This window comes from Paraprevotella xylaniphila YIT 11841 (assembly GCF_000205165.1).
Taxonomy (GTDB): domain Bacteria; phylum Bacteroidota; class Bacteroidia; order Bacteroidales; family Bacteroidaceae; genus Paraprevotella; species Paraprevotella xylaniphila.
Genome location: NZ_GL883836.1, coordinates 1 through 16,402 on the forward strand (window position 1 = coordinate 1; position 16,402 = coordinate 16,402).

Below are 16,402 nucleotides of genomic sequence, written 5' to 3' on the forward strand. Positions count from 1 at the left end.
GAGCGGAAAACGAGACTCGAACTCGCGACCCCGACCTTGGCAAGGTCGTGCTCTACCAACTGAGCTATTTCCGCAATTTTATGGTTGTGGGTGGAGATGGATTCGAACCACCGAAGGCGTAAGCCAGCAGATTTACAGTCTGCCCCATTTGGCCACTCTGGTATCCACCCGCTCTTGGTGACTCCGACAGGATTCAAACCTGTAACCTTCTGATCCGTAGTCAGATGCTCTATTCAGTTGAGCTACGGAGCCGTAAGAGGTGGTGGGCGTTGACGGATTCGAACCGCCGACCCTCTGCTTGTAAGGCAGATGCTCTGAACCAACTGAGCTAAACGCCCCTCTCTCGCATTGAAAAACATTCAGGTTTTTAAGTTTTGCCTGTGTTGTTTCTCGTTTGCGGTTGCAAAGGTACGCACTTTTTTTAATCCGGCAAACATTTGAGGATTTTTTTTTCGATGTTTTTTTTGCATGTATGCTGTGATGTTTTTTAAGAATCTAATTCTTATAGGGTTATGAGGATTGTCTTTTTTGTATACAGAAGTGTAGAAAGGACGGTCTTCTACTTTCTTTTAGGGGGACATTCGTTTTTGGAGTATTTTATATAACTTTGCCGGCGTTTTTTTAAAATCAAAAGTAATGAAAAAAAAGTTTATTTACGTCGGGGCATTGTGCCTGTGGGGTACAAAAAGCCTTGCCCAACTCAACGTCCAGTTACATTACGACCTGGGTCATGGGATGTATGGCAACGAGATTTCTTCGCGCCAGCATCTGACAGCAACCGTTGAGAATTTCTCTGCCGACAAGTGGGGAAGTACCTATTTCTTTATGGATGCTGATTTCGGTGACAATGTTTTGCGTGGAGCCTATGGCGAGTTTTCCCGGGAAATCCAAACTAAGAAAATGCCGGTGGCATTCCATGTGGAGTACAACGGTGGTTTGAGTTATGGAACCGGAAAGGGAGATGGTTATGCTTTCGGTGATGCCTATCTGGCCGGCGCGGCTTACAACTGGAATAGCAAAGACTTTGCCAAGGGATTTTCCGTACAGGCCATGTACAAATACTTGGCTAAGAACGGCCCTTATTGTCATAGCTGGCAGTTGACAGGCGTTTGGCGAAACCGTTTTGCCGGAGGCTTGTGTACGTTCAGCGGTTTTGTCGATTTGTGGTACAATAATACCGTGAACGGGAATCTCATCCTGATGTCGGAACCGCAATTTTGGTTTAATCTGGCTGCGTTGAGAAGGGTAAGTGACGATTTCAAGTTGAGTATTGGTACGGAGGTTGAAATCAGTAATAATTTCGTGTATACGGAAACCGGACAAAACAACCGTTTTTATGCCATACCTACGATTGCATGTAAGTGGGAGTTTTAGACTTTTGGGGCTGAACAGACGTTTCCGTATGTTGAGGAAGTTTATATAAAATAGGAAAAGGAGGAAGGCATAACCCAAAAGCCCTTCCTCCTTTCCTTTTTTTCGAGTGCTTTATTTTCCTTTCAGCATCTCTTCCATACGCAGCATTTCGTCCCGATATTGGGCGGCTTCGATGAAGTCTAACTTCTTCGCCGCTTCCTGCATGAGTTTTCGGCTGCGTTCTATGCTCTTTTCCAATTGGTCGCGCGTCATATATTCCATGATAGGGTCGGCCACTGCCATTTTTTCTTCCGGTTCGATATAAGCACGGGGTTCCGCGTGAGCTTCCGCATTGGCACTGATAAGGTCGGTCATTTTCCGGCCTTTCTTGATTTGTTGCGGAGTGATGCCATGTTCTTCATTGTATTTAAGCTGCTTTTCGCGCCGTCGGTTGGTTTCGTCGATGGTTTTCCGCATGCTGTCCGTGATTCGGTCGGCATACATGATGGCCTTGCCATGTACGTTACGGGCTGCCCGTCCTACGGTTTGTGTGAGCGAGCGATGCGAACGCAAGAAGCCCTCTTTGTCTGCATCCAGGATAGCTACTAAGGAAACTTCCGGAAGATCCAACCCTTCACGGAGTAAATTCACACCGACTAGCACATCGAAGCGTCCGGCACGGAGGTCATCCATAATTTGCACACGTTCAAGCGTGTCTACGTCGCTATGGATAAAATTGGTGCGTATGTCGTGCTTCATGAAGTAATCGGTGAGTTCTTCCGCCATTCGTTTGGTCAGCGTGGTGACCAAGATTCTCTCGTCTTTCTCGATGCGTTGCTGTATTTCTTCCATCAGGTCGTCCACTTGGTTCAGGCTTGGACGCACCTCGATGACGGGGTCGAGTAGTCCGGTAGGGCGGATAACCTGCTCCACTACGATACCTTCGCTCTGTTGCAGTTCATAGTCGGCCGGAGTGGCAGATACATAAATGACCTGTTTGGCCAGTTGTTGGAACTCTTCGAATTTCAAAGGGCGGTTGTCCATGGCAGCCGGAAGCCGGAAACCGTATTCAACCAAGTTCTTTTTGCGGGCGCGGTCTCCGCCGTACATGGCATTGATTTGCGGTACGGACACGTGGCTCTCGTCGATAACAATCAGGAAATCCTCGGGGAAGAAGTCCAACAGGCAATAGGGGCGTGTACCGGCCTCACGCCCGTCGAAATAGCGCGAATAGTTCTCGATGCCGCTGCAATGCCCCAATTCGCGTATCATTTCCATATCATACGTGACTCGTTCGTATAATCGTTTGGCTTCATACGGCTTTCCTGTCTCTTCGAAGTAACTTACTTGTTTGTGCAAGTCGTCTTCTATCTGGTGTATGGCTTTCGCCGTACTTTCTTTTGTGGTCATGAACAAGTTGGCCGGATAGATGCGGTATTCGTCGAAACTCCCCAAGCGGAGGCAGCTTACGGGGTCTACCTCTTCTATGGCATCGATTTCATCGTCCCAGAATGTCACGCGCAAGAGATTGTCGGAATAAGCCAAGTAAATGTCTACTGTATCACCTTTGACCCGGAAGCACCCACGTTCCAGATTCAAGTCGTTTCGGGTGTACAGGCTGTCGACCAAACGTCGGAGGAATACGTTGCGGTCTAACAATTTGCCTCGTTTTAGTTCTATCACATTGTCATAAAAAGCCGCCGGGTTCCCCATGCCGTAGATACAACTGACGGATGAGACGACCACTACGTCTTTCCGTCCGGACAGGAGGGCGGAAGTTGCCGCCAACCGCAACTTGTCTATCTCGTCGTTGATGGCCAAATCCTTTTCTATATAAGTGTCGGTAGACGGGATGTAAGCCTCCGGTTGGTAGTAGTCATAATACGACACATAATACTCCACGGCATTGTGCGGGAAAAAGCTTTTGAATTCACCGTATAATTGTGCGGCAAGTGTTTTATTGTGGCTGAGAATCAGCGTAGGCTTGTTGATGTTCTGGATCACGTTGGCTATCGTGAAGGTTTTACCCGACCCGGTCACGCCCAACAGCGTTTGGGCCGGCACGCCCTGCAAGACTCCTTCCGTGAGTTGGGCAATGGCTTCCGGTTGGTCTCCGGTAGGAGAATAATCGGCGGTCAGCTCGAATTTAGGCATATTATGGCTTGGATATTTTAAGTTTCTTCAAGCTACAAAAATAGGTATTTTATCTCTAAAAAGCCGTTTCATGTGCTTTTTTTGCATTTAAAAACTTCCTTTCTTTGCAAAATTCGATGCTTTTCCATAATTTTGCAGTTCAATTGTACAATATGAAACGGATTTTTTTATGGCTGTCGGGAGCGATGTTGTTGTTGGCCTCGTGTAACCAGTATAACAACGTGATGAAGACTGCAGATTACGATTATAAGTACGAGGCTGCAAAGGAATACTTTGTCAAGGGGCAATATTCCCGTTCGTCCGTATTGTTGGGGGAGCTTGTCACTTTGATGAAAGGGACTTCGCGTGGGGAAGAATGCCTTTATATGTTGGCGATGTCGGAGTTCTGTGACGGTAATTTCGATGTGGCGCATTCCTATTTTAAGAAATACTATCAGTCTTATCCTAAGGGAGTTTATGTAGAGTATGCCCGTTTTTATGCGGGGCGTGCCCTTTATGAAAGCGTGCCGGACACGCGTTTGGACCAGAGTAGTACGATGGCTGCGGTGAAAGAGTTTCAGGATTTTTTAGATTACTATCCCTATACGAGTCTGAAAGATCGGACACAGGAGATGATTTTTGCTTTGCAAGACAAGATGGTGGAGAAAGAATTTCAGGCCGCTAAGCTATATTACGATTTAGGTTCATATATGTATAACTGTTCGTATGGAGGCAGTAACTACGAGGCGTGTATTGTGACGGCTCGTAACGCCTTACTGGATTATCCGTATGCCAGTCCGGAACGTCGCGAGGAGTTTTCCATTATGATATTGCGTGCCAAGTACCAGTTGGCTTTGCAAAGCGTGGAAGAGAAGCGGTTGGACCGTTATCGTGATACCATAGACGAATATTACGGCTTCATGAACGAATATCCCGAATCTAAATACTTAAAAGATGCGCAGCGGATTTTTGCGCAGTCGGAGAAATATGTGAATAAGAAATCTTAAGGGTAAAAGAAACAAGTAAATCAATTATATAATTATGGATTATAAAAAAACAAATGCGCCTACAAACACAGTGACCCGTGACATTATGGATCTGTGTGACGAAACCGGTAATATCTATGAAAGCGTAGCTATCATTGGCAAGCGTGCGAATCAGATTTCTTTGGACATTAAGAATGAGTTGTCCAAGAAATTGCAGGAGTTCGCCTCTGTAAGTGACAATTTGGATGAAGTTTTCGAGAACCGCGAACAGATTGAGATTTCCCGTTTTTATGAGAAATTGCCGAAGCCGTCGTTGATTGCCACGCAAGAATTTGTAGAAGGGAAAATATATTTCCGTAATCCGTTGAAGGAGAAAGATACGATAGAATAAGCGGATATTTATTTTTATAATATTGTCGAACGGTATGATTCAAAGAATCCAGTCTGTCTATCTTTTCTTGGTTGCGGTATGTGCGGTGGTATGCTTGTGCATGCCCGTAGGACATTTTCACCAAGACGGTATCGGGATAGCAGATTTCTATAATTTATGGCTTACGATGGCCGACGGGGCGCGAGTATTTGCTCCGTGGGCCATGTTTGTACTGTTGGTTTTGGCAGCGTTCACTTCGTTTGCAGCCATATTTTTGTTTAAGCGCCGTATGTTTCAGGTGCGCTTGTCCGTGTTCAGCAGCCTTATCTTGGTGGGCTACTATATCGTGTTCGGGGTTTTCGTTTACGTGTTTAAATTCCGTTATGATGCTGATTTCACCCTTTCTTGGACTGCGGCCTTTCCGGCGGTAGGATTGATATTAGACTATCTGGCTTTCCGGAACATTATGAAGGACGAATTGATTGTCCGTTCGCTTGACCGTTTGAGATAGGGAAAAGAGGGATAAAATAAAAAGAAAGTGCGTTGGAATGGATGGCTTCATTTTAACGCACTTTCTTTTTTTACTTTTTGTCTGAAGACCGTCGCGTACGTACAATATCGAATAGGTAACTGGCTTTTACCACGATAGTGCCATTGGCCGACCGGCCGAACACGTCTTTCTTGCCATTGCCGAATATATCGCTCAATCCGTAGTAGTAACGGCCTTCCAAAAGGAAATGTCCGATTTTGGTATTGACCTCAAGACCAGCACCGGCTGTGATGCCATATTCAAATTTGTTTTTTACCGGCATGTCGTATTGTTGGTTCACTTGTCCCGGACGGAGGTTCAGAGTCGAGTCGTTGAAAAGCCCGCCTTTGTGTCCCTTGTCGCCTAAATAAAAGCCGACTTGTGGACCGGCTACGACATAAAACAAAGCACCTTTTTGTTCGTATCCCCAACCCATGCGGGCTAACAATGGAATTTGTATGTAGCTGATATCCCGCTTGTAGGTATCGTTGGACGTTTCTATCAATTCTTCCCATCCCAAATTGGTATAATTAACCTCCAGTTGGATGGAACACAAACTTTTGAAATACTTTTCGCAGGTATATCTGGCCGTGAAACCAAAAGTCGGTGCCCCTTTGAATTTTTGTTGGATGGTAGGGTTGAACATGACTTGGTTCAGCGTGTATCCTGCATTGAAACCGACGGCCAGGTCGTTACGCGGTTCACCGATTTGACCGTACACTTTAGAAGTCCCGATGCAGCAGGTCGCTATCGCGATGAGGAATGCTTTTCTCATTTTTTCAGTCGGATTAGTTCAATGCTGTGGGATGGACTGTAGTGGATAAATTCGATTTCACGGTTAATAAAGCCGCTCCAATTACTGATGCGTTGGAAGTCGAAACGATGTTGATAAGTAGTCGTGACGATTTGCGAAAGATGTTGGTCGAAAGCTTCTCCATACGTAGATATGCCTTTCAGGAAATAAATCGCCGTGTCGAAACCCAACATACCGAAACGTGGCCACGACACGAGGGTCGGCGTGTGGAATGCCTTTTGGTAGGCATTCTCAAATTCGTCGGCGTTGCCGTTCAGCGGATTCCTGAAAAAGGAAGAATAGACGTATGTGTTGAATTGGTAGAAGTTCTCCAAATGATTGTTGGCGTACGTCTGCCATTCTGGATACCCTACCAGTTTGATTCTGTATTCGGGGTTCTTTTTAGTGAACTCTTTCAGCTTGGGAAACAGTTGGTTTAACAGTTTGATACTGGATGAGTTGGGAATGATGACATTGTCTTTGTATTGGGTCATTGCCTCCATCCACTTTATTTCATCGTCGTTAAGTCTCAGGTGGTTTGCCTTGCTGCCGTTTTGTTGTAACCGTTTCCGTGTTGCATCGACGAATGCAGCTGCGTCTTTGTCGTTTTCAGTGCCTTCCAAGAAAATGACGTTCTCTTTTCCGAAGAGTTCCGTGGTCAGCCGCGCAGCTTCCGCAAACTGGTATGATTTGGGAGGGTTGATGGCGTAATAATATGGATTTTCATATACATTGTCGCCAAGGGAAGAAAAAGGTACTACCAACTTGATGTGATGGTGTTGGCAGAATTTGCTGAGAGGTGCAATCTGTTCCGGGTACAAGGGACCGATGATAAAGTCAAGATGGTTGAGAGGGTGGTTGTTTACGATGGCTTGGATGTCACCCGGGCTTTTACCTGAATCGTAGGCGAAGATATCTACTGACGTTCCGGATCTCTTCATGTTTTCTACCGCCATCAATACCCCCCTGTAGAATTCAATCATCTTTTCGTTTTCCGGCGTGCCTCCTTTGAAAGGCAATATCACCCCTAAACTGATTTTTTTCTGTGGGGCAGACACTGTTTTCTTCCCCATCAATTCTTCATTGGTTGGGATAACTTCTTTCGGCTTTTCCGGTTTAGGAAAAGGGATACAGACGAAGTCTCCTTTGCGGAGTTTATAACCAGGCTCGTTCATTTCCGGATTTGCCGCTTTCAATTCGGCTTCCGTCAGATTGAAATTCTGGGCGATGCTGTACAAAGTTTCCTTGCGTTTTACCTTGTGCATTTCCCGGCATCCGGATTGTGCTACTCCTTGTGGTTGGGCGGTTTCCTTTGCCGGGGCTATATTCACGGGCATGGTGGAAGCCGGGATACGGATGACCATTCCCGCCTTGAAGTTTTCGGCCGTAAGTCCCGGATTGGCTTTGCAAATATCGTCGGCACTTACTTGGTAAGTTTTAGTCAGTTTGTAAAGTGTTTCTCCGGCTTGAATCGTATGGAAACGTTTTTCTTGCGTGCCGTTTTGCTGTTGCGGGATTGTCAGTGTTCCTCCGGCTTTGATGCCTGTCGAGGCTGTCGGGTTCAGCTTGAGGATAGATTCGGGAGATACCTGATAAGTGCGGGCTATGGAATATACCGTTTCTCCTTGTTTGATGGTATGTACAAATGTTTCTGTTTCCTGCGCACGAGCCGTCAGTTGTAAGGAAAACAGGGCGATTATGACATATATAAATCTTTTCCAGTGTGCCATTTCTTTTTTTCTGATATTGCGGACAAAATTACATAAAAAAAGTGGTTATGTCAACGGGAAACATTATTTTTGCACAAATATTCAGGCATGAAAACTATTTTGAAGTATTTGTTTTTAGGTTTATTCTGTGCTGTTCCTTTTTCGCTTTCGGCACAAACGGTTTATCCTACGGCCAATCCGGCTGCGCGTTATACGACCGCTACGGGTGAAGAGTTGGAAGATGCGTCCGAACCCCAGTCGGCTCCGTTAGCGGGGCATTTTACTTCCAATGTGGAAGATTTAGGGGATTATATGGTACGGTATGAGTGGCGTGTGTATCGCGAAGGGCAGGAGAATGCCCCGATAATAGATCGTTTCGATGAGAATCTGGAGTACACTTTCACCGAAAGCGGTACGTTTTACGTGCAATTTTATGCCACTTTCGTGCATGGCAACGACACTATCGTGTTCCCCGAAGAGGGAGCGGCAGAACCGTTTGTGGTCTCCATCAGCGAGTCCGTTTTGGAAATGCCGAACGCTTTCTCTCCCAACGGGGACGGTTACAATGATATATATAAGGTAAAGGAAGGCTATCAGTCCATCGTCAGCTTCAAAGCGGTCATTTTCAACCGGTGGGGACAAAAATTGTACGCTTGGGATACTTTGGATGGCGGATGGGATGGGAAGTTTCATGGCAAGACCGTCAAAGACGGTGTGTATTTCGTGGTAGTCAATGCACGTGGAGCCGACGGAAAGGAATATAAGATAAGAAAAGATGTGAATGTGTTGACCGGTTATTCGGGGACGGGCACCAATGGAAATGATTAATAGGATGATGGATAACGAAGCAGAAAAAATAGAAGTGTTCGGTGCGCGAGTGCATAATCTGAAGAATGTGGATGTGGAGCTGCCGCGCAACAGTCTGACGGTGATTACCGGGTTGAGCGGGAGCGGGAAGTCTTCATTGGCTTTCGATACGATATTCGCCGAAGGGCAGCGTCGCTACATAGAGACATTTTCGGCATACGCACGTAACTTTTTGGGTAACTTGGAGCGTCCGGATGTGGACAAGATTACGGGCTTGAGCCCTGTGATTTCCATCGAACAGAAGACGACCAATAAAAATCCCCGTTCTACCGTAGGGACCACTACCGAAATCTATGATTTCCTGCGTTTGCTGTATGCCCGTGCCGGAGAGGCTTATTCCTATTTGTCGGGCAAGAAGATGGTGCGTTACACCGAAGAGCAGGTGATAGATTTGATTATCAGGGATTACGAGAGACGGCGCATCTATCTGTTGGCTCCCGTGGTGCGTAACCGTAAAGGACATTACAAAGAACTGTTCGAGACGATACGCCGCAAGGGGTTTTTATATGTGTGCGTGGACGGCGAGATTCGCGAAATATCCCATGGGATGAAGCTCGACCGTTATAAGAACCACAGCATAGAAATCGTTGTGGATAAGCTTTGCGTACAGCAGAAGGATGACAAACGGTTGCACGCTAGTGTGGCTACGGCCATGCAACAGGGCGAAGGGCAGCTTATGGTTTATGATGCCGAAACGGAGGCCGTACGTCATTACAGTAAACGTTTGATGTGCCCCGAAACGGGGTTGTCCTACCGTGACCCGGCTCCTCATAACTTTTCTTTCAACTCTCCGCAGGGGGCTTGTCCGCGGTGCAAAGGATTGGGCTATGTCAGCCTGATAGACATGGATAAAGTGATTCCGGACCGTAACCTTTCGGTGTACGAGGGGGCTATCCTGCCTTTGGGGAAGTATAAAAACAGCATGATATTCTGGCAGATAGATGCTTTATTGGAAAAATACGACGCTGATGTGAAGACACCGGTCAAGGATTTGCCGGAGGAAGCGTTGAACGAAATATTGAACGGCAGCATGGACCGCGTACGCATCAAGTCTCAGTTGGTGCACACCTCATCGGATTATTATGTGACCTACGAAGGATTGGTGAAATACATCCAGATGATGCAAGAGAACGAGACTTCGGCTTCGGCACAGAAATGGGCGGAACAGTTCTCCAAGACGGTGACTTGCCCGGAATGTGGAGGATGCCGTTTGAACAAGGAAGCTTTGCATTTCCGTATGGCAGACAAGAACATTGCGGAGTTGTCGGCGATGGATATCGGTGAATTGTATGATTGGATGTTGCACGTGGAGGAAAGGCTGACCGACCGGCAGAGAAAGATAGCCCCGGAAATCTTGAAAGAAATCCGTTCGCGCCTGAAGTTCCTTATGGATGTGGGCTTGGATTATCTGTCCTTGAACCGTTCGTCGGTGTCATTGTCGGGCGGCGAGAGCCAACGTATCCGTCTGGCTACGCAGATTGGCTCTCAACTGGTCAATGTCTTGTATATCTTGGACGAACCCAGTATCGGTCTGCACCAACGGGACAACCGCCGCTTGATAAACTCGCTGAAGGCTTTGCGTGACACGGGAAACACGGTGGTTGTGGTGGAACATGACGAAGAAATGATGGAGAGTGCAGATTATATCATTGATATGGGACCGAAAGCCGGCAGGTTGGGTGGCGAGGTGGTCTTCCAAGGCACGCCGGAAGAGATGTTGAAGCAAGATACGTTGACTTCACGTTATCTGAACCGTACTTGTTCCATTCAAATCCCCGGGCAGCGCAGGAAGGGCAACGGACACTCTTTGTGGTTGAGGGGCGCACGGGGAAACAACCTGAAAGGTGTGGATGTAGAGTTTCCTTTGGGTAAGTTGGTTTGCATTACGGGAGTGTCCGGAAGCGGAAAGTCCACGTTGATTAACGATACTTTGCAGCCCATCCTTTCGCAACATTTCTACCGTTCATTGCGTGACCCTTTGCCTTACGACAAAGTTGAAGGTTTGGAATTCGTGGACAAGGTGGTCAGTGTGGACCAGTCGCCCATCGGGCGTTTGCCGCGTTCCAATCCGGCTACCTATACCGGGGTGTTCAACGATATCCGTGCGCTTTTCGTCAGCCTTCCCGAGGCGAAGATACGAGGTTATAAACCGGGACGTTTCTCTTTCAACGTGAAGGGGGGACGTTGCGAAGCATGCGGTGGAAACGGATATAAGACCATTGAGATGAATTTCCTTCCAGACGTGTACGTTCCGTGCGAGGTATGTCACGGAAAGCGTTACAACCGTGAGACGCTGGAAGTTCGTTTTAAAGGCAAATCCATAGCCGACGTTTTGGATATGACGATTAACCGTGCAGTGGAGTTCTTCGAGAATCAGCCGGTGATTCTGAATAAAATCAAAGTTTTGCAGGATGTGGGCTTAGGATACATCAAACTGGGACAGCCCTCTACCACGTTATCGGGTGGCGAAAGCCAACGCATCAAGTTGGCCACGGAGCTGTCCAAGCGCGACACGGGGCAAACCATATATATATTGGACGAGCCGACCACCGGTTTGCATTTTGAAGACATACGCGTGTTGCTCGGCGTGCTGAACCGTCTGGTGGACAAAGGCAACACCGTGATGGTCATCGAGCACAATTTGGATGTCATCAAGTCGGCAGACTTCCTCATCGATATGGGACCGGACGGCGGCCGTGGTGGCGGCGAGCTTTTGTTCGAGGGTACGCCCGAGGATTTGGTGCGTTATGGGAAAGGTTATACAGCCGCATATTTGAAGGAGGTACTTTATGGCAAAGCAAAAGGTTAACAAGACCAATGTGGCACGCTTGTTGGACAAGGCCAAGGTCGCATACGAATTGATTCCATACGAGGTGGACGAATCGGATTTGAGTGCCGTGCACGTGGCCGCCCAGTTGGGCGAAGATGTGGAACGGGTGTTCAAGACCATCGTGCTGCATGGCGACAAGACCGGTTATTTTGTTTGCGTAGTACCCGGAGAACATGAGATAGACCTGAAAAAAGCGGCCCGTGTGAGCGGCAATAAGAAATGCGAACTGCTGCCGATGAAGGAACTTTTGCCTACGACCGGTTATATCCGTGGCGGATGTTCCCCGATAGGGATGAAGAAACATTTTCCTACCTACGTACACGGGACGGCGGCACAGTACGGTTATATTTACGTCAGTGCCGGGCAGCGCGGTTTGCAGGTCAAGTTATCGCCCCGGGATTTGTTGCATGAGGCAAGGGCGGAATATGCCGATTTGGTTGCGTTGTGATTGTAGTCAGCGGATGCTCACGGAAAGGGTGCTGGCTCCGTATCCGCACCAATAGCCTTTTCCACCTCGGATATTGGATTCCAAGTCGTTCGTGTAAGGGAAGAACATGTTGGAAGACAGGTGGTTCAGGTTGGAGTAACTTTTCCAGAATTCGTAAGAGGCTTGGTCTATATGGCAGAGTTTGACTTGCACCAAGTCACCCTTTTTGAAATAGGCGGATGCGTTCCTGTCGGCTTCCGTATAGACGGAGGTCCCGCAGTACACGTCGGCTGCCACGTGCGTGGGGATGACTTCATTCGAGAATACTCCCATGAAAGACAAGAGGAAAGCCTTGTCTTTTTCGTGCCTTTTGCTGAACAGTCCGTAGTAGTTCCTTTCGTCGGGATTGTCTTCAAAAAAAGCTTTTATATAGAATAAGGTGTCGCTTTCGCTGCGGACGACATGCAGGGAGTCCAGTTCGATGGGATGGGGGATGGTCGTGACGGCCGTGGCTTTTTGTCCCCGGTACTCGGCAGTCAGCGTGTAGGTTTTTCCGGCCTGTCCGGTCATTTTGAATGTCGTGTACTTATAGGGTGGAAAGAAGTCATTGTCATATCCTCCGGTCAGCACCACGCTGTCGGTCCCGTCAGAGATGGTTACTTTCCCCCAACGTACGATGTAGTTCTCGATATTCTGCATACCGGCATCTATGGCATGGGTTTCGCCCAACAAGACCACGGGGTATCCACCGTCCTCAATCCATCCCTCTACGACTAATTGCGTTTGGAGTTCCGCGTCTTCTTCCTCCATGCAGGCCGTAAGTGTGGCACATGCCATAAGTATCAGGCCGAGTGTGTATATGCAATATGGTTTCATGGCTCAGAATTTTAAAGTATAACCGATGGAAGGCAACATGCGGCAAAGGGAATACACATGTTTGTAGCCGAAGTTCTCTTCCTGAAAGCCCAGGAAACTGAACAGTACATTGCGCCGGGCATATAAGTTGTAAATGGAGAGGTTCAGGCTTTGCTCCCTGTGTCCACGAGGAGAGAAGCGATAGGTCAGGGCGATGTCCATGCGGTGGGTGGACGGCAGGTTGGCGCCGTTGTACTTTCCGTATTCGCTCACTATGTTGTTGTTGATGACGTACACGCTTTTGGCTTTGGTGTAGGGCGTGCCACTGGCGTATACGAAATCTCCTCCTAAGCTCCAGTGCCGGTTGAACCGGTAGTTGGCTACTACGGACAAGTCGTGGAGGCGGTCGAAAGTCGAGTTGAACCATTCTGTCGGACTAAGTTCGGGAAAACGGCGCCGGCTGCTCCCTATGGCATAACTGACCCAACCGGAGAGTTTGCCTCTGTTCTTTTTCAGCATGAGATTCAGACCATAGTTATAGCCTTTCCCATGTATCATATTGTTTTCTATGTGGTAGACCTGCGTGAAGAAATCCAATATGGAACCTGAATATTCGTGCTGATGGCTCAGCTTCTTATAGTAAACTTCCGCACTGATTTCCATCATTCCTTTTTGTGACCGGAAATAATAACCTAAGGCGATGGAATGAGCCTGTTGGGGGCATACGGAAGGAGACGAAGAGGTCCAATAGTCTACGGGCAACCCACCGTTGGAGACGGACATCTGATGAAGGTATTGATGGTACAGGCCGTAATGTACAGACAAAGTATGGGAGGACGAGGGATGGTAGTTCAGGGTGATGCGCGGGTCTGGCGAAATGAAGCTGCGGCCATGGCTGTGGTAGGATGACAATCTCAATCCTCCGAGTACCGACCAGGAGGGGTGGATGGAAATGTCGGCCTGAAGGTAGGCATTGGCTTCGTGGGCATCTTCGAGGAATTTGGGTGTTTCGTTTTCGATGAACGAACCGGAGACTTCGAACTGCATGGGACGGAAATGGTAATAGTTGTATTCCACACCTCCGTTCCATTGAAGGTTGCCCCGTGTCCATTCCAAACGGGCGGCGTAACCGGCTTGCGTGATGCCGGAGGACAGGTTGAGGGATACGGAACTGATGCCCATATCCAACGTGTTGCGGTAGCGGCTGAAGGTGGCGTTTTGTTGGAGGATGAACCGGGATGAATGGTGTTGCCAGTGCAATGCGGCAGCTGTGTTCTGCCAATTCAGCTTGTTTTCGTCTGCAAAGTCTTCCTGCAACAGGTTCATGCGGTCCTGACCATGATATAAGCTAAGGCGTATTTTATCATGTGCTCCGGCTTGTTGCACAAAAGTCAGGTTATAGTCTTGCAGGCCATAGCGGAGTTTCATTTCGTCTATTTCCAACAGGTTGCCATAGAGCAGGTTCAGGTAGCTTCCGCGTCCGGATAAGTAGAGCGTGGAATGCTCACCAACAGGGAGCGTCAGCGTACCTTCGCTCTCCATGAAACTGACGGTGGCGTCAAGGTGGACTTTATGGGCTATGGAATCGGTAGGATAGAAAGAAACTTCTCCGCCCAAACGGTTGGAGAAAGCGGCATCGTGACGGTTTTTGACCAATGACATGCCGCGGAAGTGAGAGGCGTTGAATACGGAAAACAGGCCTAACAGGTGGGAAGCGTTGAATATCGGTGTCCCGTCCATGTTCAATATGCTTTGGGAAGCCGCACATCCCTGTATGTGGATGCCGGAGGTATAGTCGTTATTGGTGGCTACTCCCGGAAGAAGTTGCAAGCTGCGTAAGGGGTCTGCACTGCCCAATACATGAGGCATGTCTGCTAGCGATTCCATGTTCCAATACAGGCGGCCGTTCCGGTCATCCGACAACGTGCGGGGGCTGTAAGCTTTCACCTCCACTTCTTCCATCCGTTCGCTTTGCAGGCTGTCTGCGAGCGAGGCACGTAGATTTTGGTGGAACCAAACGAGCAGGAACAAAATGCTTATGGTTTTGTACATGTTGGTATGCCGGACACACGTGAAAGCAGGCCGACAACGGATTCCGACGAAGTGGAAACGCGAGCCAGCCTGCCATGGTCAAACTAAAAAAGTATATTATAAATTCTCGAAGCGTCCGAACAATTCTTCATACACGGCAATCAGGGATTGGAAACGTGCAACCGTGAAGTACTCTCCAAACGTGTAAGTCGTGCCATTCTCGAAGTTCAATACCGGTTCGGCCGACCATTCACCGGAATAATAGTAGCCTCCGGGATATGAATAATCGTAATGGACGGTTTGCCATGTCAGAGGTACGGAATAGGTACTGTTCTTGAAGAACATCGCAGCTTGTACGTATTGGTTGGCGGCATCGACAGCCCTTTGTGCCTTTACGCGGGCAGCCTCTTTCAAGCTTTCCAATGAGCCTACCGTGTCACCTTGGTAGTAATAATAATACCCATCGTAGTCGAAGGCGTCTACCAGTCCGTTGTTGTTGTCGGCAGTGATGTTCAAGCTTATGTCGTCCATGATGTTGCAACCCAAGATTCCGTTTTTCAAGTTGGCGTTTCCGTCGAAATATCCGGATTCGATCAAATCGATGTCAGCCAAATTACGCCCGTTCACGCTGCACGACATGGTAATCAGGCGTTCGTTTCCGCTGTAAAGTTCCGATTTCACGGCCGCCTCGCTGTTATTGTCGAGCAAAGAATGGGTGACTTTATAACCGGCATTGGTGGCCTCGAACGTTGCATTTGCGGAATATTGTTTGCCGGCATAGTCGCAGGCTTCCGTGTTGACGGTAAGCTGGATCATAAGCTCTCCATTGAGTTTTATGGTTCCGGTTATGGTAGCCGGAATCTTAATGGTTTCAGAATATACATATCCGGTAGAATCCTTACGTGCGAACTCGAACTCTTGGCCGCTACCTTTCAGTTCAGCCACACAGTCCTTGCCTTCGTATTTGAACATATAGATGGCCGAATTGTTCATCGAAGCGTCCGAAATCTGATCCCATTCTTCCGTGGTCTCGTTCCATTGCCATTTGCCATGGAGCTGGCTGATTTCGTACACGTCGCCGATAGCTCGCTTGGAGGCTAATGCGGCAATATCGTCTTGTGCGCTAAGGCGCATGGTGCGCATGAGGCTTCTCCAACCGTAATCCGGATGGTTCGGGTAGTCGGGTAGTATGACCTCGTCATCCTCGTTGAAGAACGTGTTCTCGCAATATTCCAACAGCGAGATGGTCGGTTTGAGGCGTTCCACGTCAATCTTTGCCGCCAATGCCTTGCCCACACGGTCTATCTCTTCTTGTGCCTGCTCTACGGTCGTGACGGGGACGTTTCCATTTCCACCACCGCCGTCGCCCGGGCCACCGTTGTCATCGTCGCTGCAAGCTGTTGTCATACACAACACCGCGCCTAAAAATAAAGAATAGAATAGTCTTTTTCTCATTGTTTAGTTGGTTTAAGTGGGAAGTTAACGGTTTTTCTCGCATGCGTACGGGAATGCTTCCCTT

General features: G+C 48.2%; 13 protein-coding genes and 4 tRNA genes. 7 read left to right on the forward strand and 10 right to left on the reverse strand.

What is annotated here, in order from left to right:
• Position 1: 1 nt before the first annotated feature.
• The 4 genes from HMPREF9442_RS05335 to HMPREF9442_RS05350 all read right to left on the reverse strand — a co-directional run bounded on the left by HMPREF9442_RS05335 (position 2) and on the right by HMPREF9442_RS05350 (position 338).
• Positions 2 to 74: transfer RNA gene (locus tag HMPREF9442_RS05335), tRNA-Gly, on the reverse strand.
• Positions 75 to 87: 13 nt separating this feature from the next.
• Positions 88 to 170, reverse strand: a tRNA-Tyr gene (locus HMPREF9442_RS05340).
• 5 nt (positions 171 to 175) lie between these two features.
• Positions 176 to 252 (reverse strand) — tRNA-Arg (locus tag HMPREF9442_RS05345).
• Positions 253 to 260: 8 nt separating this feature from the next.
• Positions 261 to 338: transfer RNA gene (locus tag HMPREF9442_RS05350), tRNA-Val, on the reverse strand.
• 298 nt (positions 339 to 636) lie between these two features.
• On the opposite strand from HMPREF9442_RS05350, the gene HMPREF9442_RS05360 reads away from it, so the two are divergent.
• Positions 637 to 1,374: a nucleoside-specific channel-forming Tsx family protein gene (locus tag HMPREF9442_RS05360; RefSeq protein WP_008626202.1), complete on the forward strand. Its 738-nt coding sequence runs from the start codon at positions 637 to 639 to the stop codon at positions 1,372 to 1,374.
• A gap of 111 nt (positions 1,375 to 1,485) precedes the next feature.
• On the opposite strand, the gene uvrB is transcribed toward HMPREF9442_RS05360, so the two are convergent.
• Complete coding sequence (gene uvrB, locus HMPREF9442_RS05365; protein WP_008626203.1) at positions 1,486 to 3,507, reverse strand: excinuclease ABC subunit UvrB; 2,022 nt, start codon at positions 3,505 to 3,507, stop codon at positions 1,486 to 1,488.
• A gap of 152 nt (positions 3,508 to 3,659) precedes the next feature.
• On the opposite strand from uvrB, the gene HMPREF9442_RS05370 reads away from it, so the two are divergent.
• From HMPREF9442_RS05370 to HMPREF9442_RS05380, 3 genes are read left to right on the forward strand one after another with little or no spacing between them, the layout of a single operon-like run.
• A complete protein-coding gene (locus HMPREF9442_RS05370) occupies positions 3,660 to 4,493 on the forward strand; it encodes an outer membrane protein assembly factor BamD (protein WP_232038284.1) in 834 nt (277 codons plus the stop codon).
• A 34-nt stretch (positions 4,494 to 4,527) separates the two neighbouring features.
• Complete coding sequence (locus tag HMPREF9442_RS05375; protein WP_008620281.1) at positions 4,528 to 4,863, forward strand: DNA-directed RNA polymerase subunit omega; 336 nt, start codon at positions 4,528 to 4,530, stop codon at positions 4,861 to 4,863.
• A 34-nt stretch (positions 4,864 to 4,897) separates the two neighbouring features.
• Positions 4,898 to 5,353 (forward strand): DUF4293 domain-containing protein, encoded by a 456-nt coding sequence (locus HMPREF9442_RS05380; RefSeq protein ID WP_008626205.1) that lies wholly within the window; start codon positions 4,898 to 4,900, stop codon positions 5,351 to 5,353.
• 70 nt (positions 5,354 to 5,423) lie between these two features.
• Here HMPREF9442_RS05380 and HMPREF9442_RS05385 read toward each other — a convergent pair whose 3' ends face one another.
• Both HMPREF9442_RS05385 and HMPREF9442_RS05390 read right to left on the reverse strand, forming a co-directional pair.
• The gene (locus HMPREF9442_RS05385; protein WP_008626207.1) at positions 5,424 to 6,146 is read right to left on the reverse strand and encodes a porin family protein; all 723 of its coding nucleotides are present in this window, start codon (positions 6,144 to 6,146) and stop codon (positions 5,424 to 5,426) included.
• The gene (locus HMPREF9442_RS05390; protein ID WP_008626208.1) at positions 6,143 to 7,894 is read right to left on the reverse strand and encodes an amino acid ABC transporter substrate-binding protein; all 1,752 of its coding nucleotides are present in this window, start codon (positions 7,892 to 7,894) and stop codon (positions 6,143 to 6,145) included. Before HMPREF9442_RS05390 ends, HMPREF9442_RS05385 begins: the two co-directional genes overlap by 4 nt.
• Before the next feature lie 87 nt (positions 7,895 to 7,981).
• On the opposite strand from HMPREF9442_RS05390, the gene HMPREF9442_RS05395 reads away from it, so the two are divergent.
• The 3 genes from HMPREF9442_RS05395 to ybaK are packed head-to-tail and all read left to right on the forward strand — an operon-like array spanning position 7,982 to position 12,018.
• Positions 7,982 to 8,701, forward strand: a complete 720-nt coding sequence (locus tag HMPREF9442_RS05395) for a T9SS type B sorting domain-containing protein (protein ID WP_008626209.1) — start codon at positions 7,982 to 7,984, stop codon at positions 8,699 to 8,701.
• 7 nt (positions 8,702 to 8,708) lie between these two features.
• The gene (gene uvrA, locus HMPREF9442_RS05400) at positions 8,709 to 11,549 is read left to right on the forward strand and encodes an excinuclease ABC subunit UvrA (protein WP_253271037.1); all 2,841 of its coding nucleotides are present in this window, start codon (positions 8,709 to 8,711) and stop codon (positions 11,547 to 11,549) included.
• A complete protein-coding gene (gene ybaK / locus HMPREF9442_RS05405; protein WP_008626211.1) occupies positions 11,530 to 12,018 on the forward strand; it encodes a Cys-tRNA(Pro) deacylase in 489 nt (162 codons plus the stop codon). Before uvrA ends, ybaK begins: the two co-directional genes overlap by 20 nt.
• A 6-nt stretch (positions 12,019 to 12,024) precedes the next feature.
• Here the strand turns inward: ybaK and HMPREF9442_RS05410 are convergent, their stop codons facing one another.
• From HMPREF9442_RS05410 to HMPREF9442_RS05420, 3 genes are all read right to left on the reverse strand, one after another.
• Entirely contained in the window at positions 12,025 to 12,873 is an 849-nt protein-coding gene (locus HMPREF9442_RS05410) for a DUF4249 domain-containing protein (RefSeq protein ID WP_008626212.1), read from the reverse strand.
• A gap of 3 nt (positions 12,874 to 12,876) precedes the next feature.
• A complete protein-coding gene (locus tag HMPREF9442_RS05415; protein WP_008626213.1) occupies positions 12,877 to 14,904 on the reverse strand; it encodes a TonB-dependent receptor plug domain-containing protein in 2,028 nt (675 codons plus the stop codon).
• A gap of 96 nt (positions 14,905 to 15,000) precedes the next feature.
• A complete protein-coding gene (locus tag HMPREF9442_RS05420) occupies positions 15,001 to 16,338 on the reverse strand; it encodes a hypothetical protein (protein ID WP_253271032.1) in 1,338 nt (445 codons plus the stop codon).
• Positions 16,339 to 16,402: the final 64 nt, after the last annotated feature.

Coding starts and splice junctions, on each gene's coding strand:
- HMPREF9442_RS05360 (WP_008626202.1), top strand. CDS start 637: ATGAAAAAAAAGTTTATTTACGTCGGGGCATTGTGCCTGTGGGGTACA.
- uvrB (WP_008626203.1), bottom strand. CDS start 3,507: ATGCCTAAATTCGAGCTGACCGCCGATTATTCTCCTACCGGAGACCAA.
- HMPREF9442_RS05370 (WP_232038284.1), top strand. CDS start 3,660: ATGAAACGGATTTTTTTATGGCTGTCGGGAGCGATGTTGTTGTTGGCC.
- HMPREF9442_RS05375 (WP_008620281.1), top strand. CDS start 4,528: ATGGATTATAAAAAAACAAATGCGCCTACAAACACAGTGACCCGTGAC.
- HMPREF9442_RS05380 (WP_008626205.1), top strand. CDS start 4,898: ATGATTCAAAGAATCCAGTCTGTCTATCTTTTCTTGGTTGCGGTATGT.
- HMPREF9442_RS05385 (WP_008626207.1), bottom strand. CDS start 6,146: ATGAGAAAAGCATTCCTCATCGCGATAGCGACCTGCTGCATCGGGACT.
- HMPREF9442_RS05390 (WP_008626208.1), bottom strand. CDS start 7,894: ATGGCACACTGGAAAAGATTTATATATGTCATAATCGCCCTGTTTTCC.
- HMPREF9442_RS05395 (WP_008626209.1), top strand. CDS start 7,982: ATGAAAACTATTTTGAAGTATTTGTTTTTAGGTTTATTCTGTGCTGTT.
- uvrA (WP_253271037.1), top strand. CDS start 8,709: ATGGATAACGAAGCAGAAAAAATAGAAGTGTTCGGTGCGCGAGTGCAT.
- ybaK (WP_008626211.1), top strand. CDS start 11,530: ATGGCAAAGCAAAAGGTTAACAAGACCAATGTGGCACGCTTGTTGGAC.
- HMPREF9442_RS05410 (WP_008626212.1), bottom strand. CDS start 12,873: ATGAAACCATATTGCATATACACACTCGGCCTGATACTTATGGCATGT.
- HMPREF9442_RS05415 (WP_008626213.1), bottom strand. CDS start 14,904: ATGTACAAAACCATAAGCATTTTGTTCCTGCTCGTTTGGTTCCACCAA.
- HMPREF9442_RS05420 (WP_253271032.1), bottom strand. CDS start 16,338: ATGAGAAAAAGACTATTCTATTCTTTATTTTTAGGCGCGGTGTTGTGT.